The organism is Leptotrichia sp., from assembly GCF_057270615.1.
This window is the reverse complement of sequence record NZ_DBHIXN010000020.1, coordinates 1-19,856: the sequence shown is the minus strand read 5'-3', so window position 1 is coordinate 19,856 and position 19,856 is coordinate 1. Positions and strand designations below refer to the sequence as shown.

The 19,856-nt window shown below is 27.9% G+C and carries 20 protein-coding genes and 2 pseudogenes; 7 read left to right on the top strand and 15 right to left on the bottom strand.

Translation table 11 applies throughout. From position 1 onward, the window contains the following. Positions 1-78: 78 nt before the first annotated feature. The 7 genes and pseudogenes from ACO409_RS05265 (at position 79) to ACO409_RS05235 (ending at position 5,554) form a co-directional block, all read left to right on the top strand. Positions 79-1,455: a UDP-glucose dehydrogenase family protein gene (locus ACO409_RS05265; RefSeq protein ID WP_485555504.1), complete on the top strand. Its 1,377-nt coding sequence runs from the start codon at positions 79-81 to the stop codon at positions 1,453-1,455. A 35-nt stretch (positions 1,456-1,490) separates the two neighbouring features. Beyond that, positions 1,491-2,206: pseudogene (locus ACO409_RS05260) on the top strand (glycosyltransferase family 2 protein). Next, complete coding sequence (locus ACO409_RS05255; protein WP_485555502.1) at positions 2,178-3,092, top strand: ArnT family glycosyltransferase; 915 nt, start codon at positions 2,178-2,180, stop codon at positions 3,090-3,092. Before ACO409_RS05260 ends, ACO409_RS05255 begins: the two are co-directional and overlap by 29 nt. Before the next feature lie 75 nt (positions 3,093-3,167). After that, positions 3,168-3,539, top strand: a complete 372-nt coding sequence (locus ACO409_RS05250; RefSeq protein WP_485555500.1) for a hypothetical protein — start codon at positions 3,168-3,170, stop codon at positions 3,537-3,539. A gap of 65 nt (positions 3,540-3,604) precedes the next feature. Beyond that, a complete protein-coding gene (locus ACO409_RS05245; RefSeq protein WP_485555498.1) occupies positions 3,605-3,895 on the top strand; it encodes a lipid-A-disaccharide synthase N-terminal domain-containing protein in 291 nt (96 codons plus the stop codon). Position 3,896: 1 nt separating this feature from the next. After that, positions 3,897-4,931, top strand: coding sequence for a GDP-mannose 4,6-dehydratase (locus ACO409_RS05240; protein ID WP_485555496.1), 1,035 nt, complete (start codon positions 3,897-3,899; stop codon positions 4,929-4,931). A gap of 245 nt (positions 4,932-5,176) precedes the next feature. Then, positions 5,177-5,554, top strand: coding sequence for a phosphatase PAP2 family protein (locus tag ACO409_RS05235; RefSeq protein WP_485555494.1), 378 nt, complete (start codon positions 5,177-5,179; stop codon positions 5,552-5,554). Positions 5,555-5,633: 79 nt separating this feature from the next. Here the strand turns inward: ACO409_RS05235 and ybaK are convergent, their stop codons facing one another. The 15 genes and pseudogenes from ybaK to ACO409_RS05160 all read right to left on the bottom strand — a co-directional run. Continuing rightward, positions 5,634-6,137, bottom strand: a complete 504-nt coding sequence (ybaK, locus tag ACO409_RS05230; RefSeq protein ID WP_485555492.1) for a Cys-tRNA(Pro) deacylase — start codon at positions 6,135-6,137, stop codon at positions 5,634-5,636. 17 nt (positions 6,138-6,154) lie between these two features. Next, positions 6,155-6,904, bottom strand: a complete 750-nt coding sequence (locus tag ACO409_RS05225; protein WP_485555490.1) for a PDDEXK family nuclease — start codon at positions 6,902-6,904, stop codon at positions 6,155-6,157. After that, a complete protein-coding gene (gene dcm / locus ACO409_RS05220) occupies positions 6,885-7,889 on the bottom strand; it encodes a DNA (cytosine-5-)-methyltransferase (RefSeq protein WP_485555488.1) in 1,005 nt (334 codons plus the stop codon). Before dcm ends, ACO409_RS05225 begins: the two co-directional genes overlap by 20 nt. 16 nt (positions 7,890-7,905) lie before the next feature. Beyond that, on the bottom strand, positions 7,906-9,549 hold the full coding sequence (locus ACO409_RS05215; protein ID WP_485555486.1) for an NAD(P)/FAD-dependent oxidoreductase: 1,644 nt from the start codon (positions 9,547-9,549) through the stop codon (positions 7,906-7,908). A 150-nt stretch (positions 9,550-9,699) separates the two neighbouring features. Beyond that, on the bottom strand, positions 9,700-10,935 hold the full coding sequence (locus ACO409_RS05210; protein WP_485555484.1) for a BaiN/RdsA family NAD(P)/FAD-dependent oxidoreductase: 1,236 nt from the start codon (positions 10,933-10,935) through the stop codon (positions 9,700-9,702). Between the two features lie 209 nt (positions 10,936-11,144). Further along, a complete protein-coding gene (locus ACO409_RS05205; RefSeq protein WP_485555482.1) occupies positions 11,145-11,909 on the bottom strand; it encodes a competence/damage-inducible protein A in 765 nt (254 codons plus the stop codon). 44 nt (positions 11,910-11,953) lie between these two features. Next, positions 11,954-12,208 carry a hypothetical protein gene (locus ACO409_RS05200; RefSeq protein ID WP_485555548.1) on the bottom strand — a complete coding sequence of 85 codons (255 nt, stop codon included), beginning with the start codon at positions 12,206-12,208 and terminating at the stop codon, positions 11,954-11,956. A 45-nt stretch (positions 12,209-12,253) separates the two neighbouring features. Further along, a pseudogene (locus ACO409_RS05195) lies at positions 12,254-13,643 on the bottom strand (alpha,alpha-phosphotrehalase); the annotation flags it as partial. 14 nt (positions 13,644-13,657) lie between these two features. Continuing rightward, complete coding sequence (locus ACO409_RS05190) at positions 13,658-14,488, bottom strand: tRNA lysidine(34) synthetase (protein ID WP_485555480.1); 831 nt, start codon at positions 14,486-14,488, stop codon at positions 13,658-13,660. Between the two features lie 181 nt (positions 14,489-14,669). Continuing rightward, complete coding sequence (locus tag ACO409_RS05185; protein ID WP_485555478.1) at positions 14,670-15,296, bottom strand: tetratricopeptide repeat protein; 627 nt, start codon at positions 15,294-15,296, stop codon at positions 14,670-14,672. A 405-nt stretch (positions 15,297-15,701) separates the two neighbouring features. Continuing rightward, a complete protein-coding gene (locus ACO409_RS05180) occupies positions 15,702-16,433 on the bottom strand; it encodes a tetratricopeptide repeat protein (RefSeq protein ID WP_485555476.1) in 732 nt (243 codons plus the stop codon). Between the two features lie 92 nt (positions 16,434-16,525). Further along, positions 16,526-17,068 (bottom strand): chromate transporter, encoded by a 543-nt coding sequence (locus tag ACO409_RS05175; RefSeq protein WP_485555474.1) that lies wholly within the window; start codon positions 17,066-17,068, stop codon positions 16,526-16,528. Further along, a complete protein-coding gene (locus ACO409_RS05170) occupies positions 17,065-17,604 on the bottom strand; it encodes a chromate transporter (RefSeq protein WP_485555472.1) in 540 nt (179 codons plus the stop codon). The genes ACO409_RS05175 and ACO409_RS05170 overlap by 4 nt, the downstream gene beginning before the upstream one ends. Positions 17,605-17,847: 243 nt before the next feature. Continuing rightward, positions 17,848-19,200: a M18 family aminopeptidase gene (locus tag ACO409_RS05165; RefSeq protein ID WP_485555470.1), complete on the bottom strand. Its 1,353-nt coding sequence runs from the start codon at positions 19,198-19,200 to the stop codon at positions 17,848-17,850. Between the two features lie 261 nt (positions 19,201-19,461). Then, positions 19,462-19,856 (bottom strand): RNA-guided endonuclease InsQ/TnpB family protein (locus tag ACO409_RS05160; protein ID WP_485555468.1); only part of this gene is annotated, 395 nt, incomplete at its 5' end.

The following is a 19,856-nucleotide window of genomic DNA, read 5'->3' as shown; positions in this document are numbered from 1 at the left end:
ATTTTTTTATGTGATATACTAAATTTATAATTATAAAGAAACTTAGATAAAAAATTAAAAAAGAAAGGAAGGTTATCAATGAATGTTACAATAATTGGAACAGGATATATTGGGCTTGTTCAAGGTGCAATACTAGCAGATCTTGGATTAAAAGTAACTTGTCTTGATAAAAATCAAAATAAGATTGATGACTTAAATAATGGAGAAATTCCTATTTATGAGCCAGATTTAGATAATATTTTGAAATCTGCAAAAACTAAAGGCAATATTTTTTTTAAAAATTTGTCTAAATCTGCATTTAAAAAGTCTAATATTATATTTATTGCAGTTGGAACACCAGCCAAATTAGATGGAACTTCTGAATTATCATACGTAGAAGAAGCAGCCAGAACTATTGGTAAAAATATTGATAACGATTGTATAATAATCACAAAATCAACCGTACCTGTTGGAACAAACAAAAAAATAAAAAAAATCATTGAAAAAAAAATAAAAAATCGAAATGTAAAAATTAATTTTTTTATAGTCTCAAATCCTGAATTTTTGAGAGAAGGGAAAGCTGTATATGATTTTTTAAATCCAGAAAGAATTGTTATAGGAATAGAAGAAAATTTATCAGAAAATAATAAAAATTTTATTCATAATAAAATTAATACCCTTTATAGCTATTTTATAAATAAAGGTGTCCCTATTATTTTTACAAACTTGGAAACTGCTGAACTTTCAAAATATGCTGCAAATTCTTTTCTTGCAGCAAAAATTTCTTTTATTAATGAAATGGCACTACTTTCTGAAAAAGTTAATGCAAATGTTGAAGATATTTCTAAAATTATGGGAACTGATTCAAGAATAGCACCCAATTTTCTAAAAGCTGGCATAGGTTACGGAGGTTCGTGCTTTCCAAAAGACATAATGGCAATTCTTGATATTGGAAAAGAAAATAAATGTGATATGAAAATCATAAATTCTGTCGCAGAAGTAAATGAAGATATGAAAAAATTATTAATTAATAAGATTGCTTCTAAATTAAAAACTTTAAAAGGAAAAACTATTTCAATACTTGGATTGTCATTTAAACCTGAAACTGATGATATTCGTTTTGCACCTTCTTTAAGTATTATAAAGGAACTTATTGGAAACGGCGCATTTGTAAAAGTGTATTGCCCAAAAGGAATGGAAAATACAAAAAAAGAATTAAACCATCTTTCAGATTTTATTGAATATTCAGAAAATGAATATGAATGTCTAAAAAATAGCGACTCAGCTATACTAATTACAGAATGGAAACAATTTGAAAAAATAGATCTAGAAAAAGCCAGTAAATTAATGAAGCAAAAATATTTTTTTGATTTCAGAAATTTTTTAGCAAAAATGATAATATTAGAAATTTGTTCTCATACTTTCCAATTGGTAGAAATTAAAATAAATTTGTTCAAAAACTATAAAAAATTATAATTTAATAAATTTAAATATAAAGAAAGGATTAGAAAATGGAAATTTCATTTGTAGTTCCAATGTATAATGAAGAAGAAAATATTTTACCACTTCTCGAAAAATTGGAAAAAACAGTTAAAGATAATCAATATACCGAATATGAATTTATATTTATAAATGATGGAAGTACAGATTCAACAGGAAAAATATTAAATGAATTAGGACATTCTAAAGAATATGTAAAACCAATTTTCTTTAAAAAAAATGCAGGACAGTCTGCTGCACTTGATGCAGGATTTAAACTTGCATCTGGAAATATTGTAATTTCACTAGATGGAGATCTCCAAACACATCCAGAATCTATCTCTCTTCTAGTTCCATATTTGAAAGAATATGATATGGTTAACGGTATGAGAGCCACAAGAGAAGATGGATTTATAAAAAAATATCTTCCAAAATAGGAAATGGATTTAGAAATTTTTTAACTGGAGATAATATAAAAGATACAGGATGCCCTTTAAAAGTATTTAAAAAAGAAGTTGTAAAAAGTTATAAAATGTACAAAGGTATGCATAAATTTTTACCGACACTTGCAAAAATGAATGGCTTTTCAGTAATTGAAGTTCCTGTACCTCATTATAACAGAATACATGGAAAATCAAAATACACTACCTTTAACAGATTATTTGTCGGATTTGAAGATGTCTTGGCAGTAAGATGGATGAAAAAAAGGAGTTTAGATTATGAAATTATTTCAGAAAATTTTAAATAAAAACAAATTATATATCACTATTTTCTCAATCTTAATTTTGATAACAATACCCCTTATATTTAGAGTTTTTACTCCCAGAGATGAATTAAAATATGTATTAATTTCTGAAAATATCTTAAAATCTGGAAATCCATTTGTATTTTTTGTAAATGGAGAACTTTATACAGATAAGCCTCCACTATATTTTTATATCATAATCTTATCAAAATTTATTTTTGGAGGATATTACACATACGGAATTGTTTTATTTAATATTATAATTGAAACTATTTTTATTGCTAAAATATACAAATTTTTATATAAAAGAATTAATAAGAATGTTGCATTAATATCAGTTTATATGATAACTGCTTCAATATTACAATATTTTTCTCTTATTTTAGTAAGAATGGACATTTTTTTAAGCACTTTTATTACTTTAGCATTGATTAACTTCTATGAATGTTATGAAAAAAATAATTATAAAAATATTTATAAGTTTTATATTTTTACAGGCTTTGCATTTCTATTTAAAGGGCTTGTAGGAATATTAACACCGTTATTTGTAATTTTATTTTTCAAATTTTTTGCTTCAAAAAAATATACAATGAAAAATATAAAAATATTTCAGGGAATCTTAATAATAATCTTATTTATACTATTTTGGATACTTCCTGCTTATTTGACCTTTGGAAATAAATTTATTCAGGATCTACTTTTTAAACAAGTTTATTCAAGAACTGTTACTGCATTTGTCCATAAACATTCATTTTACTACTATTTAGAAATATTTCCAGCAATATTTTTTCCCTGGTCAGTTGCGACAATATATACAATCTTTAACTATCTTAAAATTATCTGCCAGAAAAAAACTATTTCTGATTTGGAAAAATTTCTAATTTTATAGGTTTTAATAACAGTTTTATATCTTTCATTTGCAAAAAGTAAACTTGTTATTTATTTGCTTCCAGTAATTCCAGCTATGTTAATTTTAACAGCAATAACTCTTTCAAAAGCTGAAAAAAAAATAAAATCAAGAATAACTATGATTACGATATTAATATTTTCAATTATACCTATAAGTCTTATATTTATAAAATCTAAAGATTTTATTCCGTTTAAGATGTATGCAATAATCTGTATTTCAGTAGTAGCTTTAATTAGTGATATTCTATTTATTTTTAACCATAAAAAATTATCTTACTTGATATTAGGATTATTATTTCCAGTAACTGCATTGATTATTGGAATAAAAATAAACTATATAAATGAAAAAATTGGATACAAAGAACATGAAAAGAAAATAAAATACAAAATTCCTAAAGAAATTACAGATAAATTATATAAAAAATAAAAATTTTTTTAACATTATCAAATAAATCTAATTCCTAAATTTTATTAAGCAAGAAAGGAAAAACAATGAATATAACATTAAACAAATTTTTTATATTTTTAGGTCTTTTTGGACAGCTTGCATTTACTGGAAGATTTATAGTTCAATGGCTTGCAAGTGAAAAAAGAAAAAAAAGTGTAGTCCCATTTTCTTTTTGGATAATGAGCATTTTAGGAAGTTCATTTTTACTAATTTATGCTCTTTATCGAAAAGATCCAGTTTTTATACTTGGACAATCAGTTGGACTCTTTATATATGTAAGAAATCTAATTATTATACATTCAGAAAAAAAAACAAAGAAAGAAAAGGTAAAATAAAATGAAAACATATTTAGTAACTGGTGGAGCTGGATTTATTGGATCTTCCTTAATAAAAAAATTATTGCATGATGAAAATAACGTAATTGTCATTGATAATTTTAACGATTTTTATGATTATAGAATAAAAATAAAAAATATTATTAATTCTGTTGAATTTGAAATTGAAAAAAAAGAAAAAAATTTAAAAATTTTAAATGAGAATTTGTCTAATAAAAAATTTAAACTTTACATTGATGACATAAGATCTCAAACAGCTTTGGAAAATATTTTTTTGGAAAATAAAATTGATATTGTTATTCACTTAGCTGCAATGGCTGGAGTCCGTCCTTCATTTGAAAATATATTTCTTTATGAAGACGTTAATATAAAAGGCACTTTAAACATTTTGGAAACAATGAAAAAGTATAATTTAAAAGATTTTATCTGTGCTTCATCATCTTCAGTTTACGGAAATAATCAAAAAGTTCCATTTTCTGAATCTGATAATTTAAAAAATACTCTGTCACCTTATGCTTTTACCAAAAAGTCCTGTGAAGAATTAAGTCACATATATTATCAAAATTACGGATTTAACATAATTATGCTAAGATTTTTTACAGTTTATGGTGAAGGCCAACGTCCAGATTTAGCAATTCATAAATTTTTAAAATTAATGAAAGAAAATAAAGAGATACCTTTTTATGGCGATGGAAGTTCAGCTAGAGATTATACATATATTGATGACATTATCGAAGGAATTGAAGGTGCTATAAAATATTGTGAAAAAAACAATAAAAACTCAAAAAATATTTATGAAATTGTCAATTTAGGAGGAAATAAAGTTATTACTTTAAAAGAAATGGTTGAAACTTTAGAAAAAAAATCAGGATATAAAGCAAATCTAAAAAAAATGCCATTTCAAAAGGGTGACATGAAAGTAACTTTTGCTGATATTTCAAAAGCAGAAAAATTATTTGGATATTTTCCAAAAATACCATTTGACAAGGGAATAGAAAATTTTGTAAAATGGTTTGAACAAATAACTCAAAAATAAAAGGATAGGTGATCTGATTGAATCTAATTAATAATATTTTCTTTATAGACAAATTCTTTTTTAAATATTTATCATTTACTTCAAAATCTAGCATACTTCACAATGAAATTCTTGAGAAAATTTTTCGCTTCATTACTAAATTTGGAGAAGGATACTTTGAGCTATTATTAATTGTCATATTATCTTTATTCATTTTATTTAATAAAACTAAATTTAATAATTTAAAAAAATATATTATAGCTATTTTGATAACCCTACTTTTTACTCAAATTTTTGTAAACTTATTTAAGTTACTATTTGGAAGAGCAAGACCTGCTATAACTTCAAATCCTGAAAAATTTTATGGAATCTTAACTTTAGTAAAAAATAATTTACTTTTTAATGCTGATTATGCATCTTTTCCTTCAGGACATACAATTACTATTTGGGGAACAATTTGGATTTTGTATTTTTGCATGAAAAATAAATTTCTTAAAATATTATTGTTTGTTTTAGGATCTTTAGTTGGAATTAGCCGAGTTTATCTAGCCTACCACTGGACTACTGATGTTATTGCAAGTATTATTATTTCTTATTTTATTGCAAAATTTATATACCAAAAATTTATGATAAAATTTATTTAATACTAACTTCATTCAAAAAAATTATAATTTACTGACAAGGGGTCAAGGACCCCTTATAAAGAAATTTAAATTTTAGTATCTAATTGACTTCCTTCATTGTTAAATCTACAATTGTTCCATTCACAATTTTAACTAATTTTTCTGTTTCTACTTCCATTTGCAGTCCTCTTCTGCCAGCTGAAACCATTATTTTCTCAAATTTCTCTACTTCCTTGTCAAAAAAAGTCCCGAATAATTTTTTCATTCCAACAGGAGAACATCCTCCACGAATATATCCTGTTTCTTTCTCAAGATCCGAAAGTGGCAACAAATCAATATTTTTCTCTCCACAAGCCTTTGCCACTTTTTTCAAATCCAAATGTGCCTCTCCGTGAATAACACAGACATATAAATTCTTGCTTTTTCCTTTTAGTACAATCGTTTTAAAAACTCTTTCTGCCAATTCAGGAAATTTTTCAGCAACACCAAGTCCTCCACTTTTATCTTCACTCCATTCATAAGTATGAATAATATATGGAATTTTTTGTTTATCTAGTTGTCTTAAAGCATTTGTTTTTGCTATTTTGTCTTTTTTATGTTTCATATTCACTCCTATATTCTTTATTTTATGCTAAATATTTCTGCTGGATCTAATTTAAACTGCAGCATATTAGCAGTTTCTCTGCCACCATCCCCACCTTTTCTTTGCATGGTAATTTTTCCTATTTTTAAGGAACCTCTCGGACTAATCTCAACTTTTCCATTATCAAAATAATGATTCATAACAGCATTTATATTCTTTAAAACCCATCTTGTACTATCAGTTTTTTGAACAACTAACACCCATTCTGCACAAAATTCTCCTCTTCCTCTTAAAATATCAGAGACTATCAATACTTTATTATTATTAAACCATTGTAGCAATAAATCCATATCGTTTTTATCAAACTCATCTAAAAACATTCTTTTATTATTTCTTCCAGGTTTATAAGGTAAAATTTCTCCCGTAAAATATTGTAGCAACTTATATACATTGTTAGGAATTTTCCACATTTCATTATAATTTTTTATCCATCTTTTATCAATTTGGTTAAATCCCTTTTTATTGCTGACCAATTTTACTTGAATATTTTCAATATCAAAATTTTGTTTCAGTTTAATTTGAATTCGTACACTCAAATCAGCTTTATAACCATTTAAAATAACAGCTTTTACATATTCAATATTAGAAATTTTATATCCCATTGTTACTAGCCAAATTTTTGCTTCTTTATCATTTTTCCAGTTATTGAACTTATTTGCGACATCTTTTTCATTTTTAAATCCATCTTTTGCTGTTTTTGAACCCTTTTCAGCCAAATAATTTTCCATTATACCTCTTTTCTGTATTTTTTATTGATTCTAGTAATTTTTCTGTTATTTTTGTTATTACATTTACAGTCATTGCATTACCAGCTTGAGAAAGAACTTTGTTATTTGTAAAGAAGCTATCTTTTTTTACTATTTTTGCTATATTTTTAGGAAATCCCTGTAATAATAAAGCCTCGTATCCGTTTAATTTCATTAATTTTCTGTTTTTAATATATAGTAATCCGTGCCTTCCAGTTCTTAAAGTAGGAAAAAAACCATCATATTTTCGTAAATCAGACTGCCTGTAATCAATAATACTATTCTCCCAAGCTAAAATATCTTCTATTTTATAATTTTTTTTGCTGTTATATTTATTTTTTAGATATTTATTAAAAGTTTCATCATTTTTATCAAGTTCTAAATTGTTTTGCTTATCAATATAGTTTTCTAAAGTATAAACTGCTTTTTTTCCTTCTGGAAATTCAAAATTGTAATTATCCAAATCTTTTCTAAATCCAACGATATAAACTCGTTCACGGAGTTGAGGAACTCCAAAGTTAATGCTGTTAAGAACTTTTATATATAAATTATATCCAATTTTTTCCAATTCACTTTTAATAGTTTTTAAAGTTTGTCCTTTATCGTGATTAATCAATCCTTTTACATTTTCAAGAAGAAAATATTTTATATTTTTTTCTTTTATAATTTGTATTAAAGAATAAATTATCATACCTCTATTATCATTAAATCCCTCTCTTTTTCCAGCAACAGAAAAAGTTTGACAGGGAAATCCAGCTAATAATATATCAAAATCAGGAAGTTTCCTTGAATCAATTTTTGTTAAATCTCCATAATTTCTATTATCGTTAAAAAATTTTTCATATGTTTCAGAAGTTTTTTCATCTATTTCACTATGTCCAACACATTCAAGTCCTACTGATTCCATCCCAATTCTTCCTCCACCAATTCCAGAACAAAAATCAAAAAACGTTAAATCTTCTTTCATTTTTACCCCCTTTATCTTATAAGTGATTTCGATAATACTCAATCACATACTCCGCACATTTTATACCATCAACTGCCGCTGACATTATCCCACCAGCATATCCTGCACCTTCCCCGCAAGGCATAAGTCCATCAATATTTGAAAAAAATCTTTCATTTCTAGGAATTTTTACTGGAGATGAGCTACGGCTTTCCACTCCTGATAAAATTGCATCATAACTAGCAAATCCCTTTATTTTTCTGTCCATCAGGGTAATTCCTTCTTTTATGGAATCACTTATATATTTAGGGAAAATTTCGTTTAAATTTGCAAATTTGTAGCCTGCTAAATAGCTTGGTTTTACTTTTCCCAATTTTGTTGAAATTTTATCATTTACAAAGTCGCCAAATAGCTGAATTGGAGCTTTGTAATCTTTTCCGCCAAGTTCAAATGCTTTTTCTTCTAACTTTCTTTGAAATTCTACTCCAGCTAGAACACTTTCTCCCAAAAAATCTTCAGGAAATACATTTACTAAAATTGCTGAGTTTGCATTTTCCAAATCTCTTTGTGAATAGCTCATTCCATTCACAACAAGTCTACCTTCCTCACTTGAAGATGGAACAACAACACCGCCTGGACACATACAAAAAGTATAAACTCCACGTCCATTGCTTGTCTTAACATTCAACTTATATTCTGCAGCTGGCAGCTTATTAGCAAATTTCCCGTATTGTGACCGATTTATCATACTTTGAAGATGCTCAATTCTAACTCCAACTGAAAAAGTTTTTCGTTCCATTGCAACATTTTCTTCATTTAACATAAAAAAAGTATCCCTTGCACTATGCCCAATTGCAAGAACTACAATGTTAGTTAAAATTTCATAAATTTTATTTTCATTAGGATTTTCAACATTTTCAACAAAGATACTTTTTATTTTATTGTTTCCAAAATCAGATTTTTCATAATTTATTTTTGCTAATTTTGTACTAAATCTGTATTCCCCACCAAGACTTTCAATTTTATGCCTAATTTTACGCATTATTTCAATTAATTTATCAGTTCCAATGTGTGGTTTTGACATATAGTTAATTTTTGGATTGGCTCCAGCTAAAATTAATTCGTCATAAACTTTCTGAATCCGAAAGTTATTCGTATTCGTATTTAATTTTCCATCTGAAAATGTTCCAGCTCCTCCTTCTCCAAACTGCACATTTGAATATCTGTCAAGTTTTCCTGTTTTAAAAAAATTATACACATCTTTTTCTCGTTCATCCACTTTCTTTCCCTGTTCAATAATAATTGGCTTCAAACCAGCTTCAGCTAATACAAGTCCAGCAAAAATTCCCGCAGGCCCACTTCCAACAACAACAGGACGTTTTAAATTTTCACTTTCTGTAAAATTCTCGATTTTTTCTGTAGAATAAGGCTTTTTTTCGATTTTTCGTACATTTTTTATATTTTCAAATCTTTTATTTTCTATTTTTTCATCAAAATTAAAGGAAATATCAACTGCATAAACAAATACAACATTATCCTTTTTTCTAGCATCAATTGCCTGCCCTGCAATTTCAAAACTTTTTACTTCATTTTCGTTAATTTTATAAAGCTTGTAAACTGTTTTTTTTAAATCATTTTCATTGTGTTTTACAGGCATTTTTATATTATTTATTCTAATCATTTTTCTCCTTTATATCTCAATTTTTTATCATTTAAAATTTCACTAATACATCTTTATTTAATTTTTTACATCTAAATTTCATTTTTAATACAAAATGCTTTTAGTGAACTGCTCCCGCTTTTAGAAGCAGAAGCTTCTTGCTATCTTTTGTTAAATATTTTTTCCTAAAAAATATCCAGATGACCAAGCCCATTGTAAGTTAAATCCTCCACATTCACCATAAACATCCAATATTTCTCCAGCAAAATAAAGATTCTTAACTTTTTTAGACTCCAGATTTTCTAAATTCACTTCACTTAATGGAATGCCGCCAGCAGTAACTTGAGCTACTTTAAATCCATTTGTATCAATAATTTTTATCCTGTATTTTTTTAAAGTTGTACAAATTTTACGAATTTCATTATCTGTCAGTTCATTTATATTTTTTGACAATTTTTCTATTCCTGCTGATTTTGTCAAAAATTGTCCTAATTTTTTATTAATGACTCCATTAAAAAACTGCTCCATTGTAAAATTTTTCAATATTTTTTTACGTTTTTTCAATATTTCAAATAATTTATTATATGAAAATTTGGGCATAAAGTCAATTTCAAATTCTACATTTTTATAAATTGGAAAAACATACGAAATATTAAAAACTACATTTCCAGAAATTCCAAAATCTGTAAACAGAAGTTCTCCATCATAAGTACAAATTTTTTCTTTCCCACCGCTTTTATTTTCTCCAAAAGCTGTAACTTCAACATCCGTTTTAATCCCTTTTAATCCTTTAACTTTCTCTTTTTCTGCCTTCAGTTGTACAATAACAGGCGTCAATTTTGTAACAGTATGCCCAAAGCTCTTTGCAAGTTCATATCCACTTCCATTTGATCCAAGCTCAGGATATGATTTCCCACCAGCTGCAAGCACTACCTTTTTTGCAATTATCTGTCTTTTATTTTCAGAAATTATCTTAAAATCAAACATTTCCTTCTCAATTTTTGTAACATAAAAATCTGTAATTATTTCTATTCCAAGATTTTGTGCATAAAATCTTAGTCCGTCCACAATTGATGCTGCTTGTCCACTAAGTGGATAAACTTTTCCACGATTTTCCTCATTGCAAATAATTCCAACTTCATCTTCAAAAAATCTCATTGTATCCTGTGAAGCAAAACTTTCCAAAATTTTTTCAATCGGCTGTTTTAATTTTTCAATTCCAAAATAATTGTGATTTGAAGCATTTACATTTGTCAAATTACATCTTCCATTTCCAGTAGTCAATACCTTTTTTAGAACTCTGTCCTTTCTTTCTAGAATCACAACATCTTTCCCATTTTTTTTGGCAGTAATCGCTACTAAAAATCCTGAAGCTCCGCCACCAATTATTGCTATCTCTTTTTTCATTTTTATAATCTTACATCTCCTAAATATTTATTTTAATGCAGCTTTTTTTGTATTAATCTCATTTAAAAATAAAAACGAGCCGTGTGCTCGCTTTTTGTATGAAAGAAGTCTAAACGTAGAGATGGGGCATCTCTATTAGACGATTTATTTATATCACATAAATATGTTTTTGTCAATATCACAAAGTAAAATATTTAAAGATAAAAAACTTAAATTTCCATTGCTTGTGGATAAATTTCTTTAATTTCATTTGCAATTTTATCAATTTCTGCAATCAAATAATCTGTACTTTTACGATCTCCTTTCATTGCAATTCTAATGTGAACACATCTTTCTTTCGCATAAGGGGCAACAGTAGGATTCGACATCTCAAAATAGCTTTTTAACCTATCATCAATTTTTCCTTCTGGAACTCCTTTTATTTCAAGTGTCTTCATTAACAAGATGTCATTTGAATATTGTTTTAAAAGTGGTAAAACTTCATTGTCAACCATATAAGTGAACTCTTTAGGCGGACCTGGCAATACAATTATCTTTTTCCCTTCCTTTTCAAAGAAAAAACCAGGAGCCAATCCAACCTCATTTTCAAGCAATCTCGAACCTTTAATAATTGAAGCTTCCTTTTCTCCACCACTTGCAATATTATCTCCAAAACCTCTTTCAGCGTATTTTTTGACAACTTTATCGTAATATTTTGTATTCACCTCCAATTCCTCTCCAAAATAATCAGCAACCACCTCTTTTGTTATATCATCAACCGTTGGTCCTAACCCACCGCTAGTTATTACCAAATCAACTCTGTCAAATGCCACTTTTAAACAATCTTTAACTCTTTGAAAATTATCTCCCACTGTAGTCTGATAATATAAATCAATTCCAATATTCGTAAGTTTTTCCGAAATATACTGAGAATTAGTATTCAAAATATCTCCTACTAATAATTCAGTTCCTACGCACAAAATTTCTGCTCTCATCTTTTCTCACTTTCCATTTTCTCATATTCTAGCTGTATTAAAATTTATTTTTCTTTTTTAAAAATAATACTTTCATAAGGTTTTAAAACAATCTTTCCATTTAAAATTTCAGGTCCTTCAATGTAATTTGACAATAAAATTGACGTATTTTCTAAATCCAATCCTTTTACTTCAAACTCGCAAGTTTCACCATAGAAATTAGAAATTACTATTAGTTCAGCATCTTCTCCAACTCTTTTATAAGCGTAAACTTTTTCATTTTCAATATCAAAATCTTCGTATCTCCCAGTTATTAGCAATTTTTCATTTCTTCTCAATTTAATCAAATTTTGATAATGATAGAATACAGAATTTGGATCTTCCAATGCTTTTTTCACGTTAATTTCTTTGTAATTTTCTGGAACTGAAATCCAAGGTGTTCCTTCTGTAAATCCTGCATTTTGAATCATCCCACTGAACAGGCGTTCTTGAGTTATCTCGTGATTTCTGCATTAAAATTTCAATAGCTTCTTCTTCAGAACATCCTCTATCCAACAAAATTTTATAAATGTTAGTCGATTCAACATCACGATATTTCTCAATTTTATCAAAATACGGATTTGTCATTCCAAATTCTTCACCTTGATAAACATAAGGTGTTCCTTGTAATCCGTGAAGAACTGTCGCTAACATTTTTGCCGATTCATCGTGATATTCCTTATCATTTCCAAATCTTGACAATGCTCTTGGCTGATCGTGATTATTCCAGAAAGTCGCATTCCATCCGTTCCCTTCATACATTCCAATTTGCCATTTAGATAATATTTTTTTCAATTGCACAAAATCAAACGGTGCTTTTACCCATTTTTCACCATTTGGATAATCAACCTTCAAATGATGAAATGAAAATGTCATAGCAAGTTCTTTTTCTTTTGGATTTGAATATTTTATACAATTTTCAATAGCAGTAGACGACATTTCTCCAACTGTCAATAAATCACTTTCTCCAAATGCTTCTTTATGCAATTCTTTCAAAAATTCATGAATTCTAGGCCCGTCTGTGTAATATCTTCTCCCATCAGCCACAAATCTTTTATCTGTTCCGTCATCATTCAAAAATCTCTGGTCTTTTGAAATCAAATTTATTACATCGAATCTAAATCCATCTACTCCTTTATTTAACCAATATCTAATCATTTCATACAATTTTTTTCTAACATTTTCATTTTCCCAATTCAAGTCAGCTTGAGTAACATCAAATAGATGTAGATAATATTGTCCTCTCTTTTCACTCCATTGCCAAGCATTTCCACCGAATTTTGATTCCCAGTTTGTAGGTTCTTTTCCATCAACCGCATCTTTCCAAATATAAAAATCCTCAAATTCCGGATCTCTAGCTTCAGATTTTTTAAACCATTCATTTTCAGTTGAAGAATGATTTATAACAATATCCATCACTATTTTTAATCCTCTTTTGTGAGCTTCTTTTAGCATTTCCTCAAAATCTTCCATTGTTCCGTAACTCTCATCAATATTGTAATAATCGCTGATATCGTATCCATTGTCATTTTGAGGAGATCTGTACATCGGTGTCAGCCACAAAACTTCCACGCCAAGTTCCTTTAAGTAATCTAATTTTTGTGTAATCCCTCTTATATCTCCTTGACCTGTACCTGTAGTATCGTTAAAACTTTTTGGATAAATCTGATATACCACCGATTTATGCCACCATTTTTGCTCAAAATCTTTTTTCATAAAATCAACTCCTACTAAATTTTATTTATCTTGCCACCTGTATATCCAAAAACATAATCTAAATTTATATTTTTCATTGAATTAAACACACTTTGCTTTACTCCTGGATTTTTTTCTTCAAGTTCTGCTAACAAATTTTTTACTTCTCTACGTTTACTAGAAGTTTTTCCAGCTTCAATTGTACATCCACAGTTCATTGCACGGATTCCGTTTGTCTTTGTATAATCAATTATATCGGCTTCCTTTACGTAAATTAATGGACGAATTAGTTCTAATTTTCCTGAAGTTGAGGAAACTTTTGGAGTCATAGTTTTCATTGTTCCAGCATAAAGCATATTTATAAGAGTCGTTTCAATTACATCATCAAAATGATGACCAAGCGTCAATTTATTAAATCCAAGTTCCTCTACTTGTGTATACAAAATTCCACGTCGCATTTTAGCACACAAAAAACACGGATAATCTTTAGCTTTCTCATTTGCAACCTTCCATATATTTGTATCAATAATATCACAATCTATATTTAATTTTTCCAAATTATTTTTGAAATTATCCAAGTCAGAATTTCTAAATCCTGGATTCAAACTAACTGCTTTAAATTCAAAATTTTTCCTTCTATCCTTTTTCAGCTGCTGAAATAATTTTACTAAAAGCAGGCTATCTTTTCCACCAGAAACTCCAATTGCTATCTTATCTCCATCCTGTACCATATCAAAATCATTGATTGCCTTTAAAAATTTTGACCATATACTTTTTTTATAAGTTGTTACTATACTATTTTCAATTTCTTCAACGTCTTTCATTGGACAATCTGGAAGTATAGCTTCACATACTAAATTTATCACTTTTTTCTCCCTTAATATTTTATATTTTTTAATACTATAGTAGAAATGATTTAACATAAATCAAAATAATAAAAAGCTGTCATAGAGTAGATAAGAATTTTTTTTAATACTTACTTTTAAGACAACTTTTTACACTAAAATTTCATTTTTTACTATTTTATCAAATTATTTTAACTCAATTTTAGATAACTTCTGCATTTGTAACTGTAAAATCTATTTTCTTGCCTGTTTCATTTTCTTTTTTTATTACATTTCCATATTTATTTTCTATATAATGTATTTTTTCAATAAGCCCTTCATCTCGTGAATCAATTCTAAATGCTGCTTTATATTCTTCAAGAGCTTTTCCATGCCGCCCCATATGCTCATATTTTCTAGCAAAATCAATATGTGCAATATACATATCAAAATCAAGGAATATTGCAAGATCATAACAGTCAACCGCTTCTGATATTTTACCTTTTCTTGAATAAATATTTCCCAAAAGAAACAATATAAATGGTTCATCCGCTGTACTCACATCAAGTGCCTTGTTAAAATTTTCCTCAGCTTTTTCAAGTTCTTCATTTTCATAGTATAAATAACCTAAAAAAGCTCGTATTTCAATTTCATTGGGTTGTAATTTTACCAGTTTTTCATAAATTTCAATTGCTTTATTATTTTCCTTTAATGCATGATAAATAGAAGCTAATGTTTTCAGTACTTCTACATTGTCAGGATTATTTTTTATTTTTTCTAAATTTTCTTTAAGAAGCTGTTCATTATTTTCATTGTATCTTATCTCTCTAAAAATCAATGTTTCTAACATTATTTCTTACTGCTACTGTATTCACTTTATAATTTATTAATTAAAAAAGCCTGTCTTAACGTAGCATCTCCTTTCTTTTTTCCTTAATGTTTACAAAAGTTCCAAAAATTATACAAAATCTAATAAAAAATCTATAATTTTTAGAATTTATAATTTTGAGCTTATGTTGAATTGAATACTGTAGTTATAACTTATAAAATTAATAATTAAATTTCTGAAATTATAGAATTTATATTTGATTAAAATAAAAATTATAGAATTGTATAAATATCTCCAAATTTTCTAACTTATTTTATCACAAATAATGATTTTAGTAAATAACATTATTAAGAAAAATTTCAACATATCTTTAAAATTAAGGTTAGAGAGGTAAACAAAATTTAAGCAACACATAAATTTTAAGTATTATTTTAATTTTTCCAATTTTTTTGTCGCTTCCTGACTTCCAGATTTTACAGCTTTTTCATACCATTCCTTGGCTTCTTTTGTACTTTTTTCTACACCTTTCCCATTTGCATACAAATCTCCCAGTGCTTCGTACATTGGAGCTGTAGTTTTATCCATTCTTCCTTCTGCTTTTTTATAAAATTCTATTGATTTTGCATAATCACCGACTTTTTCATAAAGTCTTCCAAGGCTATAACTTGAAAGCAAATCTCCACTGCTATCACCTATTTCATAATAAAATTCTGCATCATCTAGGCTCTTTTTCACTCCAAGCCCTTTTTCAGACATTATTCCCAAATATCTAGGTCCTTGTGCATCTCCACCATCAACTGAACTTGAAAATGAGTCAAATGCCTTTTTATAATCTTTTTTTACACCTAATCCTTCTAAATAAAGAATTCCGATATTTCTCATTGCACGATAGCTCTTATTTTTTGCAGCTTTTTTACTCCATTCCATAGATTTTTTGTAATCTGCTTTTACACCATTTCCTTGAAGATAAATTTCTCCAAGTTCAGCTTGTGCTTCTACATCTCCCTTTTTAGCCTTTTCTGTCAATTCTTTAATTTTATCATTCATTTTATTTTCCAAACTTACATTATTTTTGGAATTTCTTCTACCATGATTTTTCTTTCCACAGCTAAATACTAAAATCAATATTAATACTGCAATAATATATTTTTTTTTCATAATTTCCTTCTTTCTATTCAATTGCTATTTAATTTTATATTATTTTTCATTTAAATAACAGAGTGAATCTTTTAAAATCAAATTTTAAAATATTAATAAATTATAATTCCTGCAATCGCTGCAATTACTGTCAGCAATATTGGGCTCATTTTCCATTTTAGCACAAGTGCCACTGACACAACAAATATCACAACACTTTTCCAGTCAATAAAATTATTTTTATCAATCAGCAACATCGCAGCCGCTAAAATCAATCCAACAACAACAATTTTAAGTCCAGCAAATGCATTATCTATATATTTATTATCTTGAAATTTTAAATAAAATTTACTAAAAAAAGACATTACAATAACTGATGGCAAAATCAGTCCTATTGTTGCAACTGTTCCAGTCAAAACTCCATTCCAAATTCCTGATTTGTTCCCAACTAAATATCCAACATAAGTTGCTGAATTTAATGAAATCGGACCTGGGGTCACTTGAGAAATTGCTACAATATCTGTAAACTGCTGTACATTTATCCATTTATGAAAATCCACAACATCAGCCTGAATAAGCGGTAAAATCGCATATCCTCCTCCAAAACTGAATAATCCTATCTTAAAAAATATAGAAAATAATGTCAATAATATCATTTATTTTTCCTCCAAATCATCCAAACATTCCCCAAAACAGCACCTAAAACAATCATTGCAACAGGTGGAAATTTTAAAAATACTACCATTGCCGCTACCAAAATTACAATCCACAATGTCTTACGATTAATTTTAGCTGATTTTCCAATTGTATAAACACTCGCTGCAATTAATGCAACTACCATCGGTCTTATGGCTTTAAAAGCTTTTATTACATAAACGTTATCTTGTATATTACTAAATAGTGAAGCTATAAGAAGAATTATTATAAACGATGGCAATGTCGAAGCTATAACTGTAACTGCTACTCCTAACATTTTTTTCATCTTATATCCTACAAAAACCGATATATTTACTGCCAATGCACCAGGTGAAGACTGTGCAAGAGCCAAAAGTTTGACAAATTCCTCTTCCTCAATCCACTTTTTTTTAGCCACAATTTCATCCTGAATAAGCGGAACCATAGCATATCCACCACCAAGAGTAAATGCACCAATCTTAAAAAAAATCCAGAATAATTCCAAATATACTTTCATTTTATCCTACTGCCTTTCTAAATCATTTATTTCTCATTTTATCACAAATATTATAATATTACAAATACCGAAAAAAATATAGACAGAGTAAAAATGCAAATACACAACTTTATTTGTATAGATTTCTACATAAACTATTTGCTAATTAGCGAACATTTTGCATCCAGAATATAAAAACATGCCACGATATTCCTACTTAAAAAAGATAGCCAGCTTTTGACTATCTTTCTAAAAACAACAGCTCTAACCTTTTGAAAAAAATTCCTTTGCCAATTCTTTCAAATAAAACACATCAAAAATTCCACATAGTTCACGCACTGAATGCATTGCAAACATTGGAACTCCCAGATCTACGCCATCTATATCTAAATGTGTTGATGAAATTGGGCCTATTGTACTTCCGCCAAGTTCATTTGATTCATTTACAAATGGCTGGATTTGTATTTCTGTGCCTTCAATAAGCTGTTTAATCACTGCAATTGAATATCCATCAGATGTATACTTTTGCTTTGCACTTATTTTTACTGAAATTCCTTCATTTATTTTCCCACGATTTGTAGGATCTGTCTTGCCTAAATGTGCAGGGTGTGCCGCATGTGCTGCATCAGCTGATAACATATATGAACTTTCCACCATTTGCAAAAAATTTTCTCTATCAAGTCCAAGAGATAGTGAAATTCTTTCCATCATATTTAATAAATAGTTGGAATCTGCCCCCTGTTTTGTGGCACTTCCTATTTCCTCATTATCGAAAGCTACAAAGATATTAATTCTATCTTGATTTTCTTCAGCTTCCACAAGACCAATCAGTCCTGTATAAACAGAAGCAAGGTTATCAATTTTTGGTGATGACATAAATTCTTCATTTGCTCCCAAAAGACATCCTTTCTCCGTTGCATATAAATATAAGTCAAAATCAATTATATCTTCTTTTTTTATTCCAGCTTTTTCTGAAATAATTCTTTCGAGATATCCATCTTTCTCAAAATTCTTATTAATAAGTGAAATTACAGGTAGAACATCATTTTGCTTATCAATTTTTACACCATTATTTACTTCTCTGTTTTGATGAATTGCTAAATTTGGTATTGTCAAAAGTGGCTCATCTATTCTAACTTTTATAGTTTTGGGAAAAAATGGGTCTTCTCCTCTCACAATAACACGTCCAGCAATGGAAAGCGGTCTATCAAACCACGTGCTTAAAATTGGTCCTCCATAAACTTCTGTATTTAATCTTACTACATTTTCTGTAACTATTTCAGGATTAGGCTTTATTCTAAAACAAGGAGAATCCGTATGTGCTCCAAATATCTTAAAACCTTTTTTTACATCAAAATTTTCTCCAATTGTAAAAGCAATTATTGTGGAACTAGATTTTTTTAAAAAATATTTTCCACCTTTTTTAATTTCCCATTTTTCGCGTGGCATAATCCTTTCAAATCCATTTTCGTCCAAAATATCTGAACAATTCTTCACAACGTGACAAGTACTTGGACTTTCATCAATAAATTCGATAACTTCCCTTGCAAAACTTTTCACTTCCATCTCAATAAAATTCTTCTGTATCTCTTCCAATTCCCTCGTTGTGTGTATCATATCTATTCATTCCTCTCGATTTCTAATTTCAACTATTTAAAACATTTCCCTATTAACAATATTGTACCCCATAATTTTCAATATTCAAAAAATTTTTTGATATTTTTTCAAATTTTTTCAAATTTTAGGTTATTTAAATATAATTAAGTGAACTACTCCCGCTTTTAGAAGCAGGAGCTTCTTGGGAAGTATTTGCTTTTGTTAGCCAAATATATTTACCAAGCTCTTCGGATAGTTCCTACCCTGTCTTTTTTTATTTTTCTAATATTTCAACATCAATTTTCCAATGTTTTTTATATTCAGTGCCGCATTGTAATCTCTATCAATTTCAATTCCACAGCACTCACATTTATAACTTCTTTCTGATAATTTCAGTTCCTCTTTAATATTTCCACATTTACTGCAAGTTTTCGATGACGGAAACCATTTATTTATCTTCAAAAATTGTTTTCCTAAAAACATCAGTTTATACTCAAGCATCTTCAAAAACATTCCCCATCCATTATCTCCTACACTTTTCCCAAAATTTAATGCCTGACTCATCCCTTTCATATTCAAATCCTCAACAACCACAGCATTATATATTTCAGACAATTTTTTCGATAATTTATGTAGAAAATCTCTTCGACAATTTTTGATATACTCATGTAATTTTG